This is a genomic window from Aquimarina pacifica (assembly GCF_000520955.1).
Lineage (GTDB): Bacteria > Bacteroidota > Bacteroidia > Flavobacteriales > Flavobacteriaceae > Aquimarina > Aquimarina pacifica.
Genome location: NZ_JACC01000011.1, coordinates 132,504 through 152,820, shown reverse-complemented (window position 1 = coordinate 152,820; position 20,317 = coordinate 132,504). Strand labels below are relative to the sequence as shown.

At 32.8% G+C, this 20,317-nt stretch carries 16 protein-coding genes; 8 read left to right on the top strand and 8 right to left on the bottom strand.

Annotated features, from left to right (window positions below; genetic code table 11):
• Positions 1–190 precede the first annotated feature (190 nt).
• Entirely contained in the window at positions 191–421 is a 231-nt protein-coding gene (locus DZ60_RS22720; protein WP_034229120.1) for a hypothetical protein, read from the bottom strand.
• Positions 422–1,487: 1,066 nt separating this feature from the next.
• Here DZ60_RS22720 and DZ60_RS0108230 point away from each other — a divergent pair.
• The gene (locus tag DZ60_RS0108230) at positions 1,488–1,709 is read left to right on the top strand and encodes a hypothetical protein (protein WP_025741613.1); all 222 of its coding nucleotides are present in this window, start codon (positions 1,488–1,490) and stop codon (positions 1,707–1,709) included.
• A 113-nt stretch (positions 1,710–1,822) separates the two neighbouring features.
• Positions 1,823–2,254, top strand: coding sequence for a hypothetical protein (locus tag DZ60_RS0108225; RefSeq protein ID WP_025741612.1), 432 nt, complete (start codon positions 1,823–1,825; stop codon positions 2,252–2,254).
• 238 nt (positions 2,255–2,492) lie between these two features.
• Here the strand turns inward: DZ60_RS0108225 and DZ60_RS0108220 are convergent, their stop codons facing one another.
• Positions 2,493–3,704 (bottom strand): polysaccharide lyase family 7 protein, encoded by a 1,212-nt coding sequence (locus DZ60_RS0108220; RefSeq protein WP_025741611.1) that lies wholly within the window; start codon positions 3,702–3,704, stop codon positions 2,493–2,495.
• Between the two features lie 426 nt (positions 3,705–4,130).
• Positions 4,131–4,952 (bottom strand): dolichyl-phosphate beta-glucosyltransferase, encoded by an 822-nt coding sequence (locus tag DZ60_RS0108215; RefSeq protein ID WP_025741610.1) that lies wholly within the window; start codon positions 4,950–4,952, stop codon positions 4,131–4,133.
• Between the two features lie 226 nt (positions 4,953–5,178).
• Here DZ60_RS0108215 and DZ60_RS0108210 point away from each other — a divergent pair, with 226 nt between their 5' ends.
• Genes DZ60_RS0108210 through DZ60_RS0108200 form a run of 3 tightly spaced genes read left to right on the top strand, consistent with a single transcriptional unit; the run spans position 5,179 to position 11,053 of the window.
• The gene (locus DZ60_RS0108210) at positions 5,179–8,268 is read left to right on the top strand and encodes a membrane protein (protein WP_025741609.1); all 3,090 of its coding nucleotides are present in this window, start codon (positions 5,179–5,181) and stop codon (positions 8,266–8,268) included.
• Positions 8,268–9,506, top strand: coding sequence for a hypothetical protein (locus DZ60_RS0108205; protein WP_025741608.1), 1,239 nt, complete (start codon positions 8,268–8,270; stop codon positions 9,504–9,506). Before DZ60_RS0108210 ends, DZ60_RS0108205 begins: the two co-directional genes overlap by 1 nt.
• Positions 9,503–11,053 (top strand): cellulase family glycosylhydrolase, encoded by a 1,551-nt coding sequence (locus tag DZ60_RS0108200; RefSeq protein ID WP_025741607.1) that lies wholly within the window; start codon positions 9,503–9,505, stop codon positions 11,051–11,053. Before DZ60_RS0108205 ends, DZ60_RS0108200 begins: the two co-directional genes overlap by 4 nt.
• A gap of 246 nt (positions 11,054–11,299) precedes the next feature.
• Here the strand turns inward: DZ60_RS0108200 and DZ60_RS0108195 are convergent, their stop codons facing one another.
• The 4 genes from DZ60_RS0108195 to DZ60_RS0108180 all read right to left on the bottom strand — a co-directional run bounded on the left by DZ60_RS0108195 (position 11,300) and on the right by DZ60_RS0108180 (position 14,489).
• Positions 11,300–12,538 (bottom strand): glycosyltransferase, encoded by a 1,239-nt coding sequence (locus tag DZ60_RS0108195; protein ID WP_025741606.1) that lies wholly within the window; start codon positions 12,536–12,538, stop codon positions 11,300–11,302.
• Positions 12,539–12,647: 109 nt separating this feature from the next.
• Positions 12,648–13,880: an oligosaccharide flippase family protein gene (locus tag DZ60_RS0108190; RefSeq protein WP_025741605.1), complete on the bottom strand. Its 1,233-nt coding sequence runs from the start codon at positions 13,878–13,880 to the stop codon at positions 12,648–12,650.
• Positions 13,870–14,163 (bottom strand): STAS domain-containing protein, encoded by a 294-nt coding sequence (locus DZ60_RS0108185; RefSeq protein WP_025741604.1) that lies wholly within the window; start codon positions 14,161–14,163, stop codon positions 13,870–13,872. Before DZ60_RS0108185 ends, DZ60_RS0108190 begins: the two co-directional genes overlap by 11 nt.
• Positions 14,164–14,192: 29 nt before the next feature.
• Complete coding sequence (locus DZ60_RS0108180; protein WP_025741603.1) at positions 14,193–14,489, bottom strand: STAS domain-containing protein; 297 nt, start codon at positions 14,487–14,489, stop codon at positions 14,193–14,195.
• Positions 14,490–14,692: 203 nt separating this feature from the next.
• Between DZ60_RS0108180 and DZ60_RS0108175 the strand changes: the two genes are divergently transcribed.
• From DZ60_RS0108175 to DZ60_RS0108165, 3 genes are all read left to right on the top strand, one after another.
• Positions 14,693–16,768 (top strand): tetratricopeptide repeat protein, encoded by a 2,076-nt coding sequence (locus DZ60_RS0108175; protein WP_025741602.1) that lies wholly within the window; start codon positions 14,693–14,695, stop codon positions 16,766–16,768.
• 89 nt (positions 16,769–16,857) lie between these two features.
• Positions 16,858–17,397, top strand: a complete 540-nt coding sequence (locus DZ60_RS0108170) for a Crp/Fnr family transcriptional regulator (protein ID WP_025741601.1) — start codon at positions 16,858–16,860, stop codon at positions 17,395–17,397.
• Positions 17,398–17,893: 496 nt separating this feature from the next.
• Complete coding sequence (locus DZ60_RS0108165; RefSeq protein WP_034229108.1) at positions 17,894–18,907, top strand: pirin family protein; 1,014 nt, start codon at positions 17,894–17,896, stop codon at positions 18,905–18,907.
• A gap of 94 nt (positions 18,908–19,001) precedes the next feature.
• Here the strand turns inward: DZ60_RS0108165 and DZ60_RS0108160 are convergent, their stop codons facing one another.
• Positions 19,002–20,201: an MFS transporter gene (locus tag DZ60_RS0108160; RefSeq protein ID WP_025741599.1), complete on the bottom strand. Its 1,200-nt coding sequence runs from the start codon at positions 20,199–20,201 to the stop codon at positions 19,002–19,004.
• Positions 20,202–20,317 lie beyond the last annotated feature (116 nt).

The following is a 20,317-nucleotide window of genomic DNA, read 5'->3' as shown; positions in this document are numbered from 1 at the left end:
TACATTTCTAAAAACGTTCAAATTTATTGTGTTTTTAATTATCTGTCTCTAATAAATGTATAATCAATTAGTTTCTCAAAATACGAAGACCTTTCATTTTAATAAAGATATTTAACCCATATTATACATATATATGAGATTTCTTTTAGAAATTAATTAAGTAGAAAGCCTATTCTTTGTTCCTGTTTTTTTAGAGGTATTGTTGGTTTTTACTTGGTGTTTTTTTTGTTTCTATTAAAAATGTGGTAAAGATATAGTACCTCAAAATTTGAGTAACCGTAATGAGAATTGTAAAGATTCTATCATAATAGAATAATTCATTAATAGCAATAAGAGGTATCCCAAATAGGATAAGATATGCGATGATCAATAATTTAATACTTCCTGTATATCCATCAGATATATATATTCGATATGACATTAAGAAATAGCATAAAAAAAAGATGGTCGCACTAACAAAAATTACAATAAAATCTTTGATATACGGGAGTATTAATAGAGAAAAAGCGAATAGTATATAAATAGTCAAAAATGAACCAATAACGAAGGAAAGAGATACGAATGATTTTAACGTTATTTTTTCTGAAGGGAAAAATGTTCTCAGGACTAACATACATAGTAGAAAGTATGCAATCAATAGAATAAGTAAATATGGGATATTAGCCTTAAAGTCTAAATAGACTAAACTATTAAAAATGGCCAGAATCAGCAAAATGAGAATATAGAAGATGTTTATTTTTTTAGTATTTCGAACATACAGAATGCCAATAGATACAATAATTGCTGGTAGTGCAAATGCTAAAAATTTTCTATCAAAAAAAGTAGCGATTATTAATGCGACTAAAGAAGAAAAGTAGTAAAAAATATATGTTGGCTTTATATTTTTCAAAAAAAAACAGAGATTGAGAGTCTTACGTTTGGTTCTTATAAAATTGAGGAGGTTACAGGAGGTTTATGCGAATAAAGTAATTCTATTTTAATTAGTATTAACGGTAAACAGCGTTGCTATAGTTATACTAAAGATAGTATATAAATTTTTAAAAAAGTAGGAAATGAATACTAATTGTACGAATTGATAATTTATGAGGTTTAGATACCCCGAGTACAAATAGTTGATGATTCATAAAATTTGATAAATATCAATATTTCGAGGGGTAATATTTTTTTATCCGAAATAAATTTCATAATTTTTTATCACAAAACTTATGATTGTTTACTCAATCAATCATATAAACTGTTCTAGGGCTTTACTTTTTTGATAGTTCATTTTGTTACAATTATTCACACATTACAGTAAAAGTAGTTTTAAGTTGTATAATAAGTATACTTTATAGAGTTATATGGATTTAATATCAAACATTTAGTTTTTGTATAACTTTATTAAGTTAATTCACTTTTATTATGCTTAAGGTGCGATAAAAGTTGTTTTACTTTAAACATTTTATACATTTGCGCAGCATTTTGTATTTTTTAAATAAAAAGCAGTTATGGAATTAATAAAAAAAGCTTTGGAATTCGAAAGCATGAAAATGAGTAATATGACCACGAGTGATAGAGTTCAAGCTTCTCGTGAGGCAAAGGCGCTTATTTTAGCGTTGAATGAGGTTTATAAGGAAACCAAGGATCCTGAAATCATGGATGTTATGAAACTTCTTACAGTAAAGAAGCAAAGAATAGAGAAACGTTTAAAAGGTATGCCTGACCTATAGGTCTAAGGGAGTGGCGTTGCTTAACCATCGCAACGCTTACTTCTTATATTGATCTTCCGGGTTTTTATTTTTTAAAAAGTCTACTTCGTACATGTAAATTGATTTTTACCCAAATGGTTTTAGAAACCACATATGCTAATAAAAAAAACAGGAAATTAATCAATAATTTGGTTGGTTCTCCATTTACATTTATTCAAATACTTAGGTTAAAGGGTATTGGTTCTAAGCGCATGATTATAGATGATGTAAGTCCAAACCTGAAAATCATTCTTAATGATGTCTCTGACCTTAATTATGGTAATATAGAATTAAGGCCTAAAGGTATTTTGGTTGCCATAAATAAAGGGTTGCGAAATTTTACTTGGGTAATTCCCTACTATCAATTATATGTTTATAAAACAATAGGAATGAGTATTCATGGTCAAGGTCGTTTTGTCAATTTTAGAAATAGTAAGACTCAAAAAGAAAATGCTTCTTTTTTTGATAAACTACAAAGACTTAAAATTGAGTATGACCAAAATCATCCACATATTGATTCGATCTAAAAGTATATTGCCTAATAATACTTGGTCACAAGGCATCTCAATATATTGAATTTGAGTTTATAAAGTTTCTTCTCGCTTCTTTTCTTATACCAAAGCATTATTACTAAAAAAAAATAGGGCGAACAGGTCTTCTAGTTTTTATCTGTACTTATTTAAAAAGGTATCATCAGAAAAAAGAGACTCCTGGTGAAGTCTCTTTTGAATAAATTTGATCAATTTTTAGAGGCGTTGTTTCTGTTTAATACCACTCTAGTTCATTAAAATATATGGTTGTGCCACCATCATTTTGGTTATACACTCCAGCTTTCCAATAGCTAGGAAAATCCCAGAATGAAATATTTTTTGTTGTTTTTGTAGCTCCATTAATTTTTATAGTCATAGATCCTTGGCTAATAGAAACATCACAATCAAAATACCCTGAGGGCATTTCACCACAATCTACATGTGTAGTTGTGCTTCCTCCGTCATCAGTTTTGATAGCCGCCCAGATATGATTTCCATCTCCTTTACTTATACTTCTGTACATTCTTAATAATGGTTTGTTAGGACCGTTTCCTGCATTGGCATCATCATGAATTTGTAAAAAGGTGGTTTGATCTCCTGTTTGCGAAATAATTTTTAGGTTTGCATGAGCGTTTCTATTACTATTGTGGGCATACCAATTATTTTCGAAACGTAATTCTGTTCTTTTGCTTGATCCAGTCTGATAAAATGCCATTTTATCATTATCTGCTACATAAAACCAGTTCGATGTATAACCAGCCTCTAGTTGTGATGCTGTTGCCGCAGTAGAACTTGTAGGAGCTTGTAGTTTAGACTTGCTAATGGCATCTTTAAATTTTGGAATCTCATAAGGGTACTCATATCCATTGTTGCTTCCTCCATTATCGTCCTCCTCAGGAGTTCCCCAAACTTCTAATAGATTAATGCTGTTCCATGAATTTGAACTATTGCCTTTACAAACAAGTTTTACAAACTTTGCCGAAGTATTCGTAAGGTCAAAGGTTTCTAGATCTGTAGTGGATCCGCTACTTGTTTTAGAATTAATATGGATCCATTCATCAGATGAAGATGTTCTTGTCCATATTTCAAAACTTGCTGTTCGGGTATCACCTTTGTAAAAGGCAATTTTTATATAATCAATTAGCGCTGTAGTGCTCAAATCGATAATAAAATCAACCGATGTCCCTTTTCCGGACCATCTTGTGTCTCCATCTTCAAGTACATTTTCCGGAATATTCGGGTTTTGTACTACAGAAGCAGATACATTCGAGATAGCTAGCTGCTCAGATTGAGGGGACACTTTTGCTTGTAAAATATCATCCTCAGAAAATTCTTCATTAGAACAATTATAAAGAAAAATTGCCGCTAATAAGAGAAAGTAAATTTGAATAATTTTACTGAATTTAGGAAATAAGAAAAAGCCCTTTTTAAGTTTTGCTATTTTCATTTTTTGTTAATTTAGTGTTTCTTGTGTGTGTTTTTGTAAGGACAACCAACTATTGAATTGGTCGACCAATTTTAGTGACGTACAAAAATATTAAAAAAACAATAACAAATAATTGCTATTTTACATAAAAACATAATAAATTAACAGTATTGTTGAATTTTTATCAATTGCTCATTCTTATTAATTTTTTAACATAAATGAGGTAATTATTTAAATGTATTTAACATTATTTTTTAATTTTTTTTTGAAAAAATGTTGATTAGTTGATTATTGTCGAAAATAGCTAGATGCAATGACGTGTTATTTTACAAAAAAGGGAAAACATCATTCCAAGAATGATGTTTTGGGAGAAATATAAAAATACTAGTAAAAAATATAATTAGAGATTAGGTATTGAGGACATTAGTATATCTTTTACTTTTGTTATTATGCAGCTAAGGCATGGATTGGTTGTTCAAAGACTTCGGTATTTAATTCGGTCATTTGATAGGTGTTCGAATAGTTAAGATTCTGTAGAACGCTATAATTAAACCAGATTGATAACAACCTATAAGGGATTTGAAGAGAATCTTTGATTCCTAATTTAGAATCTTCCATATGAACCCATCTTTGTAAAGGTTGTTCGTATATTTTATTTAGAATCATAACTTTACCAAAGTGTTTTTTCATTCTTAGGAACATTTCGATATCGAATAACCAACGACTAAAGAAGTTTGATTTAAAAATTACAGGGACAAGTTCTGATCTAAATACTTTAGCCCCACACTGTGTGTCTTCTATTGGTAATCTAAGAATGAAAAAGACTAATGTTTTGATTATTTTGGAAAAGAGTGCTCGTATGGCATTTTTTTCAATTCCTTGAGAGGTTTCTTTTGCTCTAGAGCCAAATACCATACTAAGATTAGTATCTTTTTCTAATGTTTTTACAAGATTTTTGAAATCTTTAAAATCAGTAGAGAGGTCTGCATCCATAAAACCGATAAGGTTTATATCTTCTCTTTTATGAAAATATTTGGCTCCAGCCCTTACTGCCTCAGCTTTTCCTGAATTCTTTTTGATATCAATTACGCTGATTTTGTATGGATTATTAGACTGAATCTCTTTTAGTACATTAATCGTATTGTCACTGCTGCCATCATTCACAAAACATAAATGAAAACTATTTTCTTTTTGTATAAAATTTGCAAAAGCATTTATGTTTAATCTTTTCTCTTCGTTATAGCAAGGTATGATAATTCCAGTTTTCATAGTAGTATATTTTGGGGATTACACTCCGAAGATACCGGCATTTACTAGCATAAATCCATCAGATTCGATCACTTGTACATTCGTTTAGATGAAGTGTTTTTATCGAAAGACATACCATTCGTCGATACTTGTTATCGAAAAAGGTCGATTGGCTTTAAAATTATATTCGAATAAAAGGGTATTAAACCTTTGTTGTATATTTATGAATAAACTACGGCGAGCTTTTATGGATAAAACCACAAATAAGTATTTGATCAGTGCATTGCTCATTGGGGTGATTTTTCATGGAATCACCATTTTTTTTACGCTTGAGTCAACATATGATGCACTTATTCATCTTTTTTTTGGAAACCATTATGCCGATAGTTGGTTCGATCCGTGGGATTATAGTTGGTATACGGGATTTACAGTCATGGGGTATCCTCCCTTAGTACATCAGAGTATTGCATTATTATCTTATGTAGGAGGATTAAAGTTCGGAATGTTTACAGTGGCTATTATTGCCATTATTCTTTTTATCACAGGAGTATATCGTTTTGCTTTGGTTCTTACATCTAATAGACAGGTAGCTGGATATGCCGCGTTATTTGGGGTGTTTTCTTCAGCTTTTGCAGAAACGCTACATATTTTTGGGCAATTACCTAGTATTATAGGACTTTCTGTATTAATGCACGCCTTACCAGAAATCTATTTATGGCTCAAAATAGGCAAATACAAGTATCTGCTGAATAGTTTAAGCCTTCTTGCCGTGACGGTAACTTCTCATCATGTTACTCCAATTTTTGGAATGGTCTTTTTTATTTTTCCATTAATAGGAACTGTTTTAATGGATGTCTCTAGAGAAAAAGCAGGTTCATATAAAGAAATACGGTTTTTACTTTTTTTAAAAACATTTCTATCTCTTTTTAGAAGAATTGTCGTTTTTGGTATAGGATCCCTTCTCCTAATTATTATATGTATCCTACCGTATTGGATTAATACAAAGAATAATCCTATCACCCAAGTACCGATCCCTCATGGTTCTAGAGACAATTTTTTAGAGGTTACCTCGTCGGGATTAGTGTTCTTTTTAATTCCGTGGGGTATTTTACTATTTGTAATGCCTTATATCTGGTATCGCTTTTTTAGTAAACGATATTTATTTTTCGGATTGTCGATTACTTTACTTACTATTTTAGGAACTGGTGGTACCACACCGTTCCCAAGAATGATGTTGGGAGAGAGTGCATTTAATATTCTTACTTTAGATAGATTTACTTTGTGGGGATCTATGATGGCATTGCCAATGTTTGGAGAATTTGCATATCGCTTTGTAGAGGGAGATTTAAAACAAAAAATTAGAGAAAAGTACGGAGGTATTGTACACAAGATTTTAGGGGGATTACTTATGACGGGAGTAGTGTTTATGACGTTCTTTACTATGAATTTGGGGTATTTTAGACCCTCTCAGCCCCAAAAAATAAAAATGTTGCCAATACTTAATTTTTTAAGTCAAGATCAGCATGATAAATGGAGGTTTCTTCCTTTAGGTTTTGGAGACCAGATGGCCTGGCTTTCTGCACAAACAAAAGCTATGACTGTAGATGGTAATTATCATTCCGCCAGAAGGCTTCCTGAACTTACTACGAGAGCTGTCGAACGCCTAGAAAATTCAAAATATAGAGGGATAGAGGGTATAGGTTCTTTACAGCAATTTCTTACAGTACCCGAAAAATATAATCTCAAATATGTGTTTTCTAATGATAAGTTCTATGATCCGATTTTGTATTTCTGCGGATGGCAAAGACTTCGGCAATTAGAAAATGGAATTATGGTTTGGGAAAAGCTTAATGTACCACCTGTATCTACCATCTTACCAAAAGAAGAAGTGGCTACGTTTCAAAAGCTAATGTGGGGTTTGATTCCTATAGGTACAGTATTGATTGCTTTTATTATCAATATACAATTGATATGGATACATGGTCTCAAGTCAAGAAATAAAACTTTTCCTGTATATTTTAAGTTTGGGATTGCCTATAATCGTTTTAATGGTACAGTTGTAAAGTCTTTATCAATATGGTCTGTCTTTTTGATTATTAGTATAGGATATGGCTCGTATCTGTTTTATATTAAAAATGAAAAACAGTTAAGTCCGGTAAACGTTGCCAAAGCATATTATGATGCGTTGGATTTTAAAGAATTCGTAAGAGCGCATTCATACCTCGATCCGTATAGTGATAAGACCCTTGATCAATATATGTTAGAAGTTTCTGTGACTGATGGTTTATTGAGTTCGTATTCGAAATTAGACCAAATTAAAGTGCATGTGGTTGCGCAAACAGATAGTACAGCAAAAACTCAGGTGTTTACACGTTGGATAACAGCTCTAGAAGCAATTGATAAGGTCTTTTATCATGAGTTGGTAAGAAGAAATAATAAATGGTTTCTAAAACCCAGAGCTTATGATTTAGACATACCACCAGACCAATTATTAGCAGAAAACACCACCAAGTTTTATAACCATGGTAGACGAAGAATTACTTCAGAACAAACATATCATGAGGATGTTCTAAAACAACCAGTCTTAGAGGTGTTATCGGCCAAAATAATAGAAAATAATAATCAATATATGATAATAGGGGAGGTGCAAAATATCGATAATGTACCTGCGGATGTCGTTATTACAGGCACTTTGTATGATCGAGAAAGCAAGGAATTGGCAAAATACAATGTTAAACATCAAATGAAGCATAAATTAATTCCAAAAGAAATCACAAGTTTTCGTATTGATTTTGAGGGGATTGCATGGGTGAATCATGAAGAACGTAAGCCAGAAACATTTGATCCTGATCAATTTACAGCAATAGATTTTAAAGAGACTCCCAATACATTTAATCTGCAATGTGCAGGAAATGTAGCTACAGTAGATTTATATAAAGGTGTAGTCATTAATGATTTGACTATACAAAATCAACAAATTCATGGAGTGTTGTTTAATTCAGGACTACAAGAGGTAACCATCCCTATGTTATTAGTTTCATACTATAATGAGAATGAAGAATTAATTTGGGTAGATCATCAATATATTTCTGAAGGAATTCGTCAACAACGAAAACAGTATTTTACCCATAACTTAATGGATTTGTCAGAAGTTTGTGAGATAGATAAGGATATGAGTGCTGTTTTTGTTAATGGGTTATCAAATACAGTGATTAGTCAAAAAGTAGTTCCTAATCGAATAAGCGATCATAGGTTAGTCCCTCTGATACCCGTTCAAGGAAAAGGGTTCGCATATGTTAAGTTAGAAATCAATACCTATATAGGAGCACCTAATTAATGAAGATAAAAGCAGTATATACCATATTTTTATTTGTTGCACTATTAATATTGTACGTGTTAAGTGCTGCCTTTACTAATTTTCTAAAAACAGAAGAATCAGTAACTGCAAAATTAGTAACTAAGGAAACCGTATTTAAGGCAGGTAATGAGATACAATTAACATTTGAACTCAATGCACAGGTTTTTACAGAGCTATTACTGCACTACTCTTATGGTACTGTCCTAATTTCTTCTGACTTATTAGATAAACCAAAATTCAGTATTCCTGAATTTATAGTTAATAAGAAAGGTATGGTGTCTTATACCTTATTTTATGAATCAAAAAACATATACCAATCTCAGTTTTTTATAGAAGCAAATACTACAACTCCTGTACAATTAGAATCTTATATTGGTCCGCCTAGTATTATTGCAGGAGGGAATGATTATACAATGCATGTTGTTGTACCTACAGATACGTATGATAATCCGCTACCAGATAGTACTGCAGTTATTCTAAAACACCAGTTTTTGGATATAGTAAATGAGAGACAAGTTAGTAGTAAAGATATGTTGGGTTGGGAGCAAATATTCTCGTATGAAGAGTCCGGTCAATTACTGTTGTCATCTCAGGTTAAGGAAACATATTCTAAAGAGCATGCAATAAAAGTTTTTCCTGCATTTCCTGAGGATTTTACAATAAGCTATATGCGCAAACATAGGTATGCCGATGGTAACCAAGTGATCAATTTTAAAACATCAATAGTAAACGATCAATACGGCAATAGTATTAGTGATGGTACAATGGTTAATTTCATAGTTAAAAATTCAAGCGGTAAATTATTACATACCCAAGGGACTATAATTAATGGCTCTGCAGTCGCGAAAATGTTACACCCTGATCATGAAGACACATGGGAGGTCAAAGCCTACGTTTATGGTATGGGAGAAAGTGACAAATTATCTTTGTCATTTGCCAAGGTTCTAGAGGATTTTGATGTCAACTTTGGTAAGGGTAATCGAGAAATTATAGTAGGACCATTAAAAAGTTTTATGGGACAATTAATACCAGACGGCGCTATGGTAAAATTAGATATTTATAGAGGTAACAAAAAAATAGAAACGAAATCTGAAAGTTCATCCAGAGGAATGGTTCGGTTTTTATTAGAAGAGGGATTCTTTGGTGCAGGCAATTATAGTTTTAAGATAGGATCTATGGGAGTTCATAAAGAGTATGATAATATTGTTATACAATGATAAAGTGGAATAGAAATATATACAGGTCTTTTATTATTATTTCATTTATAGGATTAGTAATTGTTATGCTTTTTGGGATAGGTCAGGCATTATCTTATCTTAATACAGGAGCAGATCGAACAGCAATGTTACATCTTACACTAAATAAAAAACCAGTCTATTTTCCTAAAACAAGTTGGAACGATACGATTAATCCTGGGCGGCCAATAGAGAAACAAACACTACTAGATATTAAGCGAGATTATCTCAATGCTTGGTATGTGCGAAATATTGCATACCAAATGAATACTATTGATGGAGTCGCTGATTACTTTACAAAAAGTGCGAGAAAAAATATCTATAAAACGATGTTGTTTAACAAAAAAGAAAATGTCACAATACACGGAACCACCATTAACCATAATTTACATTTGGATTTTTATAGTGCAGATGGACAGTTGGTTGTTATTTCTGATATAGGGGTAAAAGAGTATCAAAGAACCTATAAAGAAGATGTCGTTTTGGTCGAAAATAAAACACGATCAAACTATCAAGTTATGCTAATGCTAGAAGATGGGTTTTGGAGAATTCGTCATATGGTCAAAAAGAATAAAAACGAAATTTTAGATAGTACTCAACGACTGTCAACGCAGGCAAAAGTAGTTGGTGATAACATATATGTTGATGAAAAAGAATTTCAGATAAAAGGTATTAATTATTACCCTCAGCAAACTCCCTGGGATATGTTTGGAGATTATTTTGATACTACGGTGATCCAAAAGGATTTTGAGATTATTAAAAAAGCAGGACTGAATACCATTCGAATTTTTGTGTCCTATGAAGATTTCGGAAAAGAAACAGTTAATTCTACAAAAGTAAATAGGCTACAACAGGTACTAAGTAGTGCAGAAAAAGCAGGTATAAAAGTGATCGTTACCCTATTTGATTTTTATGGAGAGTATTCTGTACTTAATTGGACTTTGACGCATCGACATGCAGAACAAATCATACGTTCGCTTAAGGATCATAAGGCTATTTTGGCATGGGATATTAAAAATGAACCTAATCTTGATTTTGATTCGAGAGGAAAAGAAAATGTGCTTTCATGGTTAGACGAGATGATCGACCAGATACGAGTATTTGATCCTAATCATTTGATAACAATAGGTTGGTCAGATCCAGAATCGGCAGCCTTATTAAAAGATAAGGTAGACTTTGTGTCTTTTCATTACTATAGAGAACAGCAGGATTTTGAAAATGTATACAATAAACTAACAGAAAAAATTGATAAGCCACTAGTGCTGCAAGAGTTTGGTATTTCTTCTAATAGAAGTTTGTTAAATCCATTTGGGTATTCAGAAAAAGGTCAGGCGATCTATCATCAAAAGTTTCAGGAAAATATTCAAAAAAGGGACATTCATTATTTGTCCTGGACCCTATACGATTTTATAAAAATACCCAACGATGTGTCCGGTAGCCTACCCTGGAGAAAACAAAAGCAGAAGTACTTTGGGTTTATTGATGCTAGTGGAAACAAGAAACCAGCTTTTGAGTTTATTAGCGAATAGATATATGGTATATTGTATTGATTTTGACATTCAGTACAATCATAAAAAAGCGAAACACCTGCAGAATATACAGGTGCTTCATGAATATAAAAAAAACTAAATTATTTCATGTAAACTTTAAATTCGAGATAAAAGAAAATTAGTACTTATTAATCTGAAAATTAGGTTGAAACAACATTTATCTCTAATTCAAAGCTTACATGATGTTGTAGGGGTAATCTCGGGTATCATTGCGTGATAGAGTCACTAATTGACGATATGATGTTGAGGTGCTGTTTTTATGGTTTTCTTTGATTTGGTTATTTTTATTTTTTCCATTTGGATTGTTTTAAACTCATTGAGGTACATTTGGGTAATTTTACTCATAGGGTATGCAGTGGCGGCATTATAATTTGCTTTGCCAAGAGCCATTTGATACTCAGGATCGATGGCAATTTTTTCAATTGCATTTGCTAGACTTTGCACATCTGTAGGGCTAAAAAACTCTCCTCTATATCCTTCTTCTTTTACTAAAATACTGAGATCTCCTAGGTCTGGCATAACAACTGCCTTACCATAGCTTCCTGCCTGATGTAATACTCCAGAACTACCTGTTGTTGAGGTGTATGGGAATACAACCATGGCACTTTCTTCAAAAATTGTAGCCACATCTTTTTCTTCTACATAACCCGTAAAAGTTAGTTGAGGTACTTCTCTATATTTTTGTTGTACTGATTTTAGGTATCCAGGTACGTTCGGATTATCGGTACCTGCAATTACAATTTCTAAATTTTTGTTCGTTCTTTTACGCACTATCTCTACCGCTTCTATCATGATTTCTACCTTTTTATAGGTTCCAAATTTTCCGAAAGTCATTATTTTAATAGGGCCTTCTTTTATGCTATATGTAGGTTCTTTGGGGATTTCGAATGTGCCATGAGGAATAAGCGTAACATTTTTTGCTTTGTACTTTTCTTTAAGAATATCTACATATACAGGTATGGTTACTGCTACTTTATCAGCAGCAAGAATGCATCTGGTCAAAAAGTTGCCAATTAGGTTATAGGTTCTTTGTAAAATTTTATTATTAGTAAAACCAGCACTTCCTAAATCTACTTGTTCTAATATATTATGAAGTAATGCTATGGTTGGGATGTTCTTTAACTTACACAGAAAAGGTAATAATAAGCCAAGTGCAGCAGGTATTTTTTTGTCACCAAATTTCATAAACTGTAAATTGAATAGTACGGTATCAGGCTTTGACTGACGTACCGCTTTCATGACAGAAAAGATGTTAGTGTATGAATTAAATGTCCAGCATTGCTTAATGGTAACTCTGCAACCTAACTCACTAAACTCAATATCGGCTTGATCAGGTGTCGTATCTGTTAATAGGATCAATTCGGTTACATTCTGGTGTTGTCTGAAACTTTTTACCAAATGATATGCATATTCGTTTAATGTTACTTTGCTAGGCGGGTAGGCAGTTACAATGGCTAGTTTCATTTTTTCATTATTTTGGGTTACACTACAAATATGGTTCTAATTGTAAGATGTTTTTACTGTTTTTCGATGAGCGACAGCTATGTATAGATAGATGGATACCTCTGGTAGCTTATCTGCCAAATCTAAAAAAATAGATTCCCTGTACAACTAATAAAACAGCCATGGCTATAATTTGCATAGTTACAACCTGTGTTAATGAACTATGAAATAGCACAACTAAAACAATCTGTGAGATTCCTAATATACCGGATAATAATACTGGGATATAGCGGTCTAATGATAGAAAGTAGTATGCAAAAATATTTGATATTGCGAATAACGAAGTAGCGATAGCGTATTTCCATAATAATGGTGCTATAAAAATATACTCGCTTCCGAATAATAGTTTGATAACTGTTTCTGGAAATAGGTAGCATCCTGATACAATAGCAATAGCAAGAATAGTTATATAACCAACATATCTAAATAGAATTGACGTATGTTCTTCTCCATCTTTTTGCTTTTGAACTACTTTGGGCAATAATAGCATCACGAACATCCAAGCGACAAAATATACCACTCGACCTATTAATGCCAAAGAAGCATATAGACCAGCATCATATTCTTCGAAATAGTGTTTTACCAGTAGTATATCACTATTATTAATAATGATTTGAGTACATTCATAAAACGCCGTTAACACAAAAAAGCGAATCACCCTTTTTGAATCTTTTGGGCATAAGGTTGCTTTTTTTATTAGGTTTTCTTTTTTTGTTTTAAAAGGATAAAGACCTATTACAAAAGAAACAACAAGTCCGATAGCTATGATTATCGAGGATTGTACAGAAGACAATACATACAGAAGTACTAGGGTAATAATGAGGCGACTAATCATTTCGCCTTGATACGTTTTGGCGAGATCATCAAATTTGTTTTTACCTTGTAAAATACCACGGTTGACACTCATTATAAAATAGACAGGGATACCCAGACCAAAAAACACAAACATAAAATGTGTTTGAGTATTAAACATATGTTGTAAATCTTTAGCAAAAACGATCAGAGCTACTCCCAGAGCGATACCAGCTATTGAAGCATATTTATAACTAATAGCGACAAAATTTGTAAATACTTCTTTCTCAAAAAGTACAGAAAACTTCGCGGTTGCTAATTGAAATGTCATTGCAATAAAAGACACAATCAATAGAAAAGTAATCAGTAGTGCTGCGTCTGCAAATAATTCGGGGCCTAAAATTCTTCCTAATGCCAAATTGTAGAGATAGTTGCCCGCATTCACGATCAATACACTACACATGAATTTTTGTTCAGCACTTAGTTTTGATATTGATGTACTAATAATCATTTCTAAAAATATGAGTTAATTGATTTTGTTTAAGTGCATTGACTACAATAGTATTTTTAGTTCCTAATACAAACAATACTTTACTTCTTTTAGTCGCTTTGGTATAGATTCGATTAAGAGTTTCGATTCCTACTGCATCTATTTTTTTTACTTTTTCTAGAGACATGACTATTTCTTGGTAATGATCTAGCAGGTAATCAAAGTATTCCTGTATCTCATTATTGTATAACGAGGTAAACTCTCCTAAAACTTCATAAGTGCCTGCGTTGTTTCTTATATTCATTGCTCTTTGGGTTTTATATAGAAATTGATTTATATAAAATCATGTCTCAGGATGTAGTTCATCTTCCCAAAAGCGTTAGAAATACTTCTATTATCTTTTCCGATCACATAAAAAATTTTGTTAAGCTCCATTGCTTTTTTACATAATGTTGTTACTGCTTCTACACCATTTAAATCAATTGTTTTGACATGATCTAATGAGAGTACAATTTTATCAGTATCGCTTAATAATTCTTCGAAATAAGATCTCATAAAGACGGTGTTTTCTCCGATAATATTTCCGTTTACTTCTAATATTCCTTGATTGTTTGTAATCTTGAATGCCATAATCTCTTAATTTGGGGGTTTCTATTTCTACAAATATGAGGCGAGTAAGCACTTTTTTTTATTAGATTTCGACAGAAAGCATTTTGCTGTAGACGAATAGAGGATATTTTCTGTCATATACCATCAATTCTATTAAAAGATATGCTTAACTTGTAATAACTACCCCACGTTAAAACTTGAACACCTAAAACTTAGTTACCTATATGCTTCGATTACTACTTTTTGTTTTTTTGATAGTATGTATTCCGGTTTGTACTATTGCGCAAGAGCTTCAACAAGGTTTTGATGCATTAGAAACAGGGAAATATGCAAAAGCTAAACTTTTTTTTGAGAATGTATTACGGGACTACCCTCAACATCGAACAGCTCGTTTATGCTATGGTAGGGCAATAGGATTATTAGGAGACTCTACTAATGCATTATCACTTTTTATTAAGCTAAAGCAAGAGTACCCGAATGATTTTGAAATTAAATTAAACTATGCAGAAGCTTTACTGTGGGATAAACAATTTATACAAGCAGAAGTTTTTTATGAAAAACTGATTATTGAGAATTCACAAAGCTTTCCTGCAGTATTAGGATATGCAAATACGTTATCTAATTTAAAAAAATATGAGCAGGCTCTTAATACAGTGGCCGCTGCATTAAAGATTCAAAAAGGAAATCCTAACGCAATGGTCTCTAGAAAATACATTCGTTTGGGATATGCTAACACTATGGCTCAAGAAAAAAAGTATGCGGATGCTATAGCGTTGTTAAAAGAGAATTTAATAGACTTTCCTAATGATAAAGACACTCAATTAACCATAGCGAATATCGGACTAATGAGCAATGATTTAGTGCAGGCCCAAAAGGCATATATTGCATTGGCAGTAGATGCAAAGGATAGTATCATTTCTTTAAATGGTCTTGCATTGGTAGCGCATAAAAGAAGTAAAGAAAAAAAAGCATTGTGCATTGCTACAGACGCCAAAAATCGAGTTGCCCGGTTCAAACAAGATTCGATACTATATGTATCAACACAAGCAAGATATATACAAGCCTTGTTATGGAATCAAAAATATAAAAGTGCTAAGATAGCAACAGACCAGTTACAGTCTTTTTATCCGCAGGATATAGCGATACCTTCGCTGCGGGCTACTAGGGGAATGTATCGAGGTAATTTTAAAACCAGTTTACAGCATTATGAGCAAATATTAGAACAAGATACCACCTCTTTTGATGGTAATTTGGGGATTTCTAATGCGTATCGAGCATTGGGGGATGATATGAAATCGTATGAATATGCATTCAAAACCTTACAGCAGTATCCCAAACAGCCTGATGCCGAAAAGCTGATAAAAGTGCTAAAGAAGTCGCATACTCCCTTTGTCGAAGAGAAAACCGCATTAACCTTTGATAACGGTGATAACGAGGCAATAGCAGTACACTTAAAAGCAGAAGTACCTATTTCTACTAATGCAAAAACTATGGTGCAGTATGACTATAGGACTACCAAAAATACAATGACAAAATTTGAGGCAAGCTCTCATGATTTTTGGTTAGGAAGTGAATATAAATTTAGCGGTCGTACTTCTTTGCAAGCTAAGATAGGTGTCAATAGTACCCAAGGTTTTACAACAGATTATACAGCAATTATTGCACGAGCAACACTGTCATTAAAACCATGGAGATTACAGACCTTGAATTTTGGATACACGCGCGAATTACAAAATTTTAATGCGGATTTGTTAAATCGAGAAATTATTATGAATAATTATATCCTTACCTATAATCTAGGTACTACTATTAATTTAGGTTGGTTTACTCAATTGATACATACTTCGCAAACTGATACAAATAGTAGAAACTTGTTATTTACCTCTTTATATTATACCATGCATAAGAAACCTGTGATAAAAGGGGGAGTGAATTTTCAATATATAACATTCGATAAGCAAGTTCCTACTATCTATTTTAGCCCAGATCAATTTAAGTTAGGGGAGTTGTTTTTAGAAGTATTAAGTGACAAAAGTAAAGATTGGTATTATCATCTAAGTGCCGCTTTAGGACAGCAGTTTGTAGAAGAGGATCCTGCTACATCAACATTTAGAACAGAAGCAAAACTTGGGCATCATTTTTCTGAGCGCTTTGATGCGTATATATATGGTAAATACAGTAATATTGCCTCGGCTACCGCTGCTGGTTTTGAGTTTGGTGAGGTAGGCTTTCGTCTAAAATGGTATTTTCTAAGCACACCTGTTTTTGATAAAAAGATTGAAGCGTTGAGACAAGATTAAGTGGTTTAGACACTATGATGAATTTCGTATTTTTATTATCTGCAAAACGGTCTATGGTAGTTATAGATAATTAAAACTAAAAAGTTTAAATGAAAAATCTGAGTGACATCTTATATCTTGATCCTAATGCAACTACAAGAACCTATAAAAAAGGAGATATTCTACAACATTTTGGAGATCATCATGTACATACATTTTTTGTAAAAAAGGGGCTATTACGCAGCTATATTATTGACAGTAAGGGTAAAGAACATATTTTTATGTTTGCTCCCGAAGGGTGGATCATTGCCGATGTCGAATCCCTAGAGTTTAATAAACCCGTAGAGTTATATGTTGATTGTTTAGAAGACTCAGAGATTGTCGTTTTTGATAAAGATTGTCTTTTTAAGGCCGATTTATCCAAAGAAGCCATGGTGAACAACGCGAAGCTATTATACCGAAGAATGGGTGTTTTACAGCGTAGAGTCCTGATGTTAATGAGTGCTCCTGCTATCGACAGATATACCTATTTTGTAGAAACGTACCCCGAATTACTCAATCGAATTCCGCAGCATATGATAGCTACATATCTGGGCATTACTCCACAAGCGCTAAGTACGATACGAGGAAAGATTGCCCGGTCAAGATAGGAGCTATTAATTAATCTAGATGAATGCATACCATCATATATGTGCATACATTTGATACAAATAATAGTATTTTAATTATAAGTACTTCATTGCAGATACTAAGGTAGGTAAAACTTAATATGACATATACGCTACATGTACTATTATATTAAATAAATAGCATCCAAAACGTTCTGGTGTTTTGTAATTAAAAAATTGAAAATTAGTCTTTTGGCTCTAAGTTTTTGGGTTTATGGGACACTGTAAGATGTTATGTTTTTTTGGCCTATCGAAAGTTTGTCGTGAAATTTGAAGTGAAAACTCCGAAGAATTTCAGACTGTTTGAGCGTATTGAGTTTCTGAAATTCAGGGGTTGAGCAAAAAATTTAGACAAAGTTTCGTAAGCCTAGACTTTTTTGTTTCTTTTTTTGGCAATGAAAAAAAGAAAAGTAATAATGTTTAGGATATAATTATATCAAATTAATAATCGCTCAAGTAGCGCTTTAAAAAAATAATCATGAGTAAGATTTTAACTATTGAACCGTTAGGATTCCCATGGAAAACACAAGATCCATTTTTGTTTTGTGCATATCATAGAGATGAGTATCCTTCAGGAAATGATAAGATGGGGATAGATACAGAACACTTGTATGGCAGAAATATAGGTCAGGATTTTATGTTGAAAGAAGGATGGCGTATGTATCATGGCTCTAGCATCCCTGGATTTCCGTACCACCCTCATAGAGGGTTCGAAACAATAACCATTAACAAAGAAGGTGTTGTCGATCATTCAGACTCACTAGGTGCTGCAGGTCGATTTATGACAGGAGATGTACAGTGGATGACTGCAGGAAGAGGTATTCAGCATTCTGAGATGTTTCCTATGATTAATGAGGAAAATGGAAACCCATTAGAGATTTTTCAGATCTGGTTGAACTTGCCTAAAGTATCTAAAATGGTCGAACCACATTTCAAAATGTTATGGGCAGAGAAAATCCCGGAACTTCTACATAAAGATAATACCGGTAAGACAACTACCGTGCAAATTATAGCGGGTAATTTGGCAGAGATTCAGGCATTAGATCCCACACCAGATTCATGGGCTGCCAACAAAGAAAATGCAGTTGGTGTATATACCGTAAAGATGGATCCGGGTGCGCTGTGGACACTGCCTAAAACAAGTGCCGAAGCTAATCGAACCGTTTTTTACTATAAGGGAGAATCGGTAACGATAGATGGTCAAAATGTAGTAGAAAATCAACGTATCACTGCCCTTGCAGGAGAGGATATAGTATTCGAAAACGGAACTACGGAGTCTTATTTTTTGATCCTTGAAGGAAAACCTATTAAGGAGCCTGTAGCACAGCACGGGCCTTTCGTAATGAATACGCAAGAAGAAATTAGAGATGCTATGAGAGAATATAGTGTCACTCAATTTGGTGGATGGCCATGGAAAGAAACAGAGGTAGTGCATGCAAAAAATAAAGGGCGATTTGCCTTGTATAGTGATGGTACAGAAGAAGTACGATAATATACAGGGTGAAAGACTTGTTCTTGTGTGCGTTTAAGAATTTATTTGAGTAAGGGAACCAAGTTTTGTCCTCATATATACATATCTTTTGGCTTTATTTTTTTGCCCTTCGGTTATTCCGAAGGGCATTTGTATTATAAGTATTTCTGATTTTGAACCAATTAATACACAAAGCAATGGATACTAGCAGTAACAAAAACACATAACTCATGATTATAGAACTTCTATAGGAAATGAGGCCTAGAACAATAGGTCCTATAAGAAAACCGATAAACCCAATGCCGGATACTGTTGATATCGCCAAGGAAGCAGAAATTCCCTGGGTGCGCCCCGCCAGTCTAAAGATTTCGGGGATAATCACAGAAAGTCCTAGTCCTAAAAATCCAAATCCCATGGTGCTCATATATGGGTTGGATGATAAAACCAAGAGATAAGCACCAATTCCCAAAATACATCCGTAATTGATAGTTCTAATAGCCCCAATTTTATAACTAATGTCATCTCCAAGAAAACGACCCAGTGTCATCGTTAATGAAAATAGAATAAACCCCAAACCAGATTGATTATGTGACAATTGTGCGACCTCAAAAAGGAATAAATTACTCCAATGTTCTACGGCACCTTCATTAAACATACTTATAAAAGCTAATATTGAAAGTGCTAGAATGGGTTTGATATCTTTAAATATACGACCACTTTTTTGAGCTTCTTTTTCAATGAATTCCTTTACTTGATCATATTTCTTGAATAAAAGTATATTGGAAAGAATGATTAGAGATGATATAAGAAGCATATGATAACTAGGAGAAGGTAAAAGAATAATCACTAAACTTCCTACTCCTGCACCAATAAAGCCTCCTAAACTAAAAAAGCCATGAGCCGCAGACATAAAATTTTGTTGATTTCTTTTTTCAATTGTAGAAACTAATGCATTCATAGAGACATCAGTAAACCCCGAAGCAATACCGATCAAAAGCAAGTATAAGCATAATACCCAATAACTAGGTGCTAATGGAGGAAGATTGAAAAGTAATGCATATGCTATAATTCCAATTTTAGTAGAATGCCCAACTCCAATTTTTTTATTTATATAGGGAACACAAGGAATTGAAATAAGTAGTCCCAATGCCATAAAAAAAAACAGGGTGCCCATTTGAGCGTCATTGAAACCAAATTTTATTTTTATATGAGGAAGGTAAAGAACCCAAGTTCCTGTTACTATGTTGATAGAAGCAAATACCCATACAGGAGCAAAATATTGCATATCAGAAAAAATAAGGCGTAAGGATTTCATAAGATTTCTTTCTTGCAAAGAAACTATGATCATGGTAGTAGAAATATAAATATCTATTCTAATATTAACACAATATATTCTTTTGTAATAAAAAATAGATATATTTTAGATAATTT

Coding starts and splice junctions, on each gene's coding strand:
- DZ60_RS0108175 (WP_025741602.1), top strand. CDS start 14,693: ATGCTTCGATTACTACTTTTTGTTTTTTTGATAGTATGTATTCCGGTT.
- DZ60_RS0108200 (WP_025741607.1), top strand. CDS start 9,503: ATGATAAAGTGGAATAGAAATATATACAGGTCTTTTATTATTATTTCA.
- DZ60_RS0108180 (WP_025741603.1), bottom strand. CDS start 14,489: ATGGCATTCAAGATTACAAACAATCAAGGAATATTAGAAGTAAACGGA.
- DZ60_RS0108165 (WP_034229108.1), top strand. CDS start 17,894: ATGAGTAAGATTTTAACTATTGAACCGTTAGGATTCCCATGGAAAACA.
- DZ60_RS0108185 (WP_025741604.1), bottom strand. CDS start 14,163: ATGAATATAAGAAACAACGCAGGCACTTATGAAGTTTTAGGAGAGTTT.
- DZ60_RS0108220 (WP_025741611.1), bottom strand. CDS start 3,704: ATGAAAATAGCAAAACTTAAAAAGGGCTTTTTCTTATTTCCTAAATTC.
- DZ60_RS22720 (WP_034229120.1), bottom strand. CDS start 421: ATGTCATATCGAATATATATATCTGATGGATATACAGGAAGTATTAAA.
- DZ60_RS0108230 (WP_025741613.1), top strand. CDS start 1,488: ATGGAATTAATAAAAAAAGCTTTGGAATTCGAAAGCATGAAAATGAGT.
- DZ60_RS0108170 (WP_025741601.1), top strand. CDS start 16,858: ATGAAAAATCTGAGTGACATCTTATATCTTGATCCTAATGCAACTACA.
- DZ60_RS0108215 (WP_025741610.1), bottom strand. CDS start 4,952: ATGAAAACTGGAATTATCATACCTTGCTATAACGAAGAGAAAAGATTA.
- DZ60_RS0108210 (WP_025741609.1), top strand. CDS start 5,179: ATGGATAAAACCACAAATAAGTATTTGATCAGTGCATTGCTCATTGGG.
- DZ60_RS0108205 (WP_025741608.1), top strand. CDS start 8,268: ATGAAGATAAAAGCAGTATATACCATATTTTTATTTGTTGCACTATTA.
- DZ60_RS0108225 (WP_025741612.1), top strand. CDS start 1,823: ATGGTTTTAGAAACCACATATGCTAATAAAAAAAACAGGAAATTAATC.
- DZ60_RS0108195 (WP_025741606.1), bottom strand. CDS start 12,538: ATGAAACTAGCCATTGTAACTGCCTACCCGCCTAGCAAAGTAACATTA.
- DZ60_RS0108190 (WP_025741605.1), bottom strand. CDS start 13,880: ATGATTATTAGTACATCAATATCAAAACTAAGTGCTGAACAAAAATTC.
- DZ60_RS0108160 (WP_025741599.1), bottom strand. CDS start 20,201: ATGAAATCCTTACGCCTTATTTTTTCTGATATGCAATATTTTGCTCCT.